Raw genomic sequence first — 3925 nt, 5'->3', positions numbered from 1 at the left:
CGCGCGGCGTCCCGATGGGTCAGGGACACGCCGAGCGCCGCCGCTGCACCTTGCGCGGCCGAGACCCCGGGGACCACGGTGACCGGGATGCCGGCGGCCCGGCAGGCCTCGATCTCCTCGCCGGCCCGGCCGAAGACCAGCGGGTCGCCGGATTTCAGCCGCACCACCTGCTTGCCCGAGCGGGCGAGCTGGACCATCAGCGCGTTGATGTCGTCCTGGCGGCAGGACGGGCCGTGGCCGGTCTTGCCCACCAGCATGGTGCGCGCCTCGCGGCGGGCATAGTCGAGGATCTCCGGGGCGACGAGGTCGTCGTAGAGGATCACGTCGGCGTTGCGGAGCGCCCGCAGCGCCTTGAGGGTCAGAAGCTCCGCGTCGCCGGGGCCGGCCCCGACCAGGGTCACCGCCCCGCCCTTCGGGGCGGCTTCCGTCTCGCCGAGCAATTCCGCGAGATCCGTGTCGGAGGGGGCGCGGTCCGGCTCCGCGAAGGCCCGGTCGGTGAAGCGCTCCCAGAAGGCACGGCGCTCCGCGAAGCCGTGGAAGCGCGCCGTGACGCCGTCCCGCCAGTCGCGGGCGGCGCCGACCCAGCGGGCGAAGCCCCGGGGCAGCATCGCCTCGATCCGGGCGCGCACGGTCTGGCCGAAGACCGGGGCGGCGCCCTCCGTCGAGATGCCCACGACCAGCGGCGAGCGGTTGACGATGGCGCCGAACTTCACGTCGCAGAGATGCGGGCGGTCGACCGCGTTGACGATCGCCCCGGCTCCGCGGGCCGCCACCACGAAGGCGACACACTCGGCCTCGTCCTCCAGGGCGCCGATGCAGAAGGCCGCGCCCCAGAGGTCGTCCGGCGTCCAGGCGCGCTCGTGCAGCGTGACGCTCCCGTCGACGATCTCGCCCGGGACCGCGCGCAGCTCCTCGCCGGGATCGGGGGCGTAGACGTCCACATGGGCGCCGGCCGCGGCCAGGACCTTCACCTTCCACGGCGCCCCGCCGGAGGATCCGGCCAGAACCACCCGCTTGCCGCGCAGGGGCACGAAGACGGGCAGCACCGCCAGCGGCTCCAGGCCGGCGGCCTTGGTCTCGCGGGGGGCGCGGGCTGCGCGCAGGGGGGTCTCGGTCACGGGCCTGTCCTGAATCGTCTCGAACCGGCCTCTCCTGTCCCCCCCCCCAGGATGAGGGGGTCCGGTTGGACGGGTCGGTCTGTCCTCGCCGGCAAGTGTATCAGAAAATCACGCGGCGCATGCGGTCTGCCCGGCCAGCATCTTGCGGATCTCCGGTATGCACGAGCCGCAATTCGTGCCGGCCTTGCAGGCGGCGCCCACCGCCTCCACGGAGGCGGCGCCCCCGGCGATGGTGGTGGCGATGACGTCGGCGCCGACGCCGTGGCAGGCGCAGACCACGGGCCCCGCCGAGGCCGTGGCCGCGCGGCCCGAGAGCAGCGCCCGTCGCTCGGCGGCGTCGGGCACCTCGGTGGCGAACAGGGCCTTGGCGGCCTCCCAGTCCGGCCGTTCCCCCGCGGGCGCGTAGGCGAGGCAGGCGACGAGGCGGTCGCCGTCATAGACCGCGCAGCGGTAGCGGTTGCGGGTGTGATCGGCATATTCCGCCAGCTCGCAGCCCGACAGGGCCTCGCTCTGGATCAGGCCGCGCACCATCAGCGCCACCGCCCGGGAGCTGTCGGCGGTGGCGAACTGCGCGCCCCAGCCGCCGGTGATCGCGGCGCGCGCCCACCACCAGCCCTCGGGCATCGCCACCTGCCGGCGCGTCAGCAGGAAGCCGCGGGCGCGGTAGCCGACGGACGCGATGGCCGCCGGGGTCGCCTTGAGTTCGGGCTGGCCCGAGACCGGGTCGGTCATGCCGCGCACCAGCGCGCCGACCCGGGCCTGCGACGCGAAGGCGCCGCCCCAGTGCATCGGCATGAACAGATTGCCCGGCACCACCGTGTCGGTGACCCTCACCTCCAGCTCGGCCGCGCCGTGCTCGGTCGAGAGCCGGGCGATGTCGCCCTCCGTGAGGCCGTGGGCCGCCGCGTCGTCCGGGTGGATTTCGACGAACGGGACGGCCCGGTGCGCCGAGAGGCGCTGGCTCTTCCCGGTGCGCGTCATCGTGTGCCAGTGGTCGCGGACCCGGCCGGTGTTGAGCATGAGCGGGAACGTCGGCGAGGCCGCGAGCGCGAGGGCCGGCGGCTGCACCGCGACGAAGCGGGCGCGCCGGTCGAAGGTGTAGAACCGGCCGTCGCCGAACAGCCTGGCCTTGCCCTGCGGGGCGCCCCGGAAGCCGGAGCGCTTCGGGATTGGCCACTGCACCGGCAGGGTCACGTCGTAGGCGGCGTCGCTGATGTCCGCGAGCGCGCCGAGGTCGAAGTCGCGGGTGCCGTTGTTCTCGTAGGCCGAGAGCCCGGCATGCTCGCGGAAGATCGCGGCGGCGGAGTCGAACGCGAAGGCCTTTCCGTGCCCGAGGCGGCGGCCGACATCGGCCAGCGCCGCCCAGTCCGGCCGCGCCTCGCCGGGGCTCGCGAGGAAGCGGCGCTGGCGGGAGATCCGCCGCTCGGAATTGGTGACCGTGCCGTCCTTCTCGCCCCAGGCCTGGGCGGGCAGCAGCACCGTGGTCTTGCCGCAGCCCCGGGCGGTGTCGGAATCCGCCACCGCCTCGGACACCACGTAGAGGTCGAGGCCGGCGAGCGATTCCCGGATCGCGTCGGCCCTGGGCATCGAGACCAGCGGGTTCGTGCCCATGACCCACAGCGCCTTGATCTTGCCCCGGGCGATCGCCTCGAACAGCGCCACCGCCTTCATGCCCTCGCCGGTGATGATCCGCGGCGCCCCCCAGTAGCGGCGCACCCGGTCCACCTCCTCGGGGGTGAAGTGCATGTGGGCGGCCAGCATGTTGGCCAGCCCCCCGACCTCGCGCCCGCCCATGGCGTTGGGCTGGCCGGTCAGGGAGAACGGCCCCATCCCGGTCTCGCCGATGCGGCCGGTGACGAGGTGGCAGTTGATGATGCTGTTGCCCTTGTCGGTGCCCTGCGCCGACTGGTTCACCCCCTGCGAGAAGGCCGTGACCACCCGGCGGGTGCCGGCGAACAGGGCGTAGAAGGCCGCGATGTCGGCCTCCGTCGCGCCGGTGACGGCGGCGACCGCCGCGACGTCCGGCGCGATCTGGCGGGCGCGGTCGAGGGCGCCGTCGAGGCCGGCCGTATGGGAATCGATGAAAGCGCGATCGCGGAAGCCGTTGTCGGACAGGTAGACCAGCAGGCCCGAGAACAGCGCGGTGTCGGTGCCCGGCCGGATGCCGAGGAACAGGTCGGATTCCTCCGCGGTCTGGGTCCGGCGGGGGTCGATGACCACGAACTTGGTCCCGCGGCGCGCCTTGGCGTCGGCCATGCGGCGGAACAGGACGGGATGGCACCACGCGGTGTTGGAGCCGACCAGCACGATCAGGTCGGCTTCGTCGAGATCCTCGTAGCAGCCCGGCACCGTGTCGGAGCCGAAGGCCCGGCGGTGGGCCGCCACCGCGCTCGACATGCACAGCCGCGAGTTGGTGTCCACGTGCGGCGTGCCGATGAAGCCCTTCGCGAGCTTGTTGGCGACGTAATAATCTTCGGTGAGGAGCTGGCCCGACAGGTAGAAGGCGATCGCGTCCGGGCCGTGCTCCTCGGCCACCGCGCGGAGCTTGCCCGCGACCGTGTCGAGGGCCGCATCCCACGAGACCTGCGCGCCGTCGACCTGCGGGTGAAGCAGGCGGTTCTCCAGCGACAGGGTCTCGCCCAGCGCCGAGCCCTTCGAGCACAGGCGCCCGAAATTGGCCGGGTGGTCGGTGTCGCCCGCGATCGTGGCGCCGCCCTGCCCGTCCGGACTCGCGAGCACGCCGCACCCGACCCCGCAATAGGGGCAGGTGGTCCGCACCGTCGACGCCGCCACGGGCTGGGTCATGG

Annotated in this window: 2 protein-coding genes; both read right to left on the bottom strand. The window is 73.6% G+C overall.

Annotated elements, in window-relative coordinates; genetic code table 11:
* Positions 1 to 1118, bottom strand: a 1118-nt coding sequence (gene cysG / locus I53_RS26375) for a siroheme synthase CysG (RefSeq protein ID WP_187294420.1), incomplete at its 3' end; no start/stop codon positions are given.
* 108 nt (positions 1119 to 1226) lie between these two features.
* Complete coding sequence (locus I53_RS26370) at positions 1227 to 3923, bottom strand: nitrate reductase (RefSeq protein WP_043356467.1); 2697 nt, start codon at positions 3921 to 3923, stop codon at positions 1227 to 1229.
* Positions 3924 to 3925: the final 2 nt, after the last annotated feature.

The sequence above is a fragment of the Methylobacterium sp. B1 genome (assembly GCF_000333255.1).
Lineage (GTDB): Bacteria > Pseudomonadota > Alphaproteobacteria > Rhizobiales > Beijerinckiaceae > Methylobacterium > Methylobacterium fujisawaense.
The sequence above is the reverse complement of the archived record's forward strand: the minus strand, read 5'-3'. Positions and strand labels throughout refer to the sequence as shown.

Coding starts and splice junctions, on each gene's coding strand:
- I53_RS26370 (WP_043356467.1), bottom strand. CDS start 3,923: ATGACCCAGCCCGTGGCGGCGTCGACGGTGCGGACCACCTGCCCCTAT.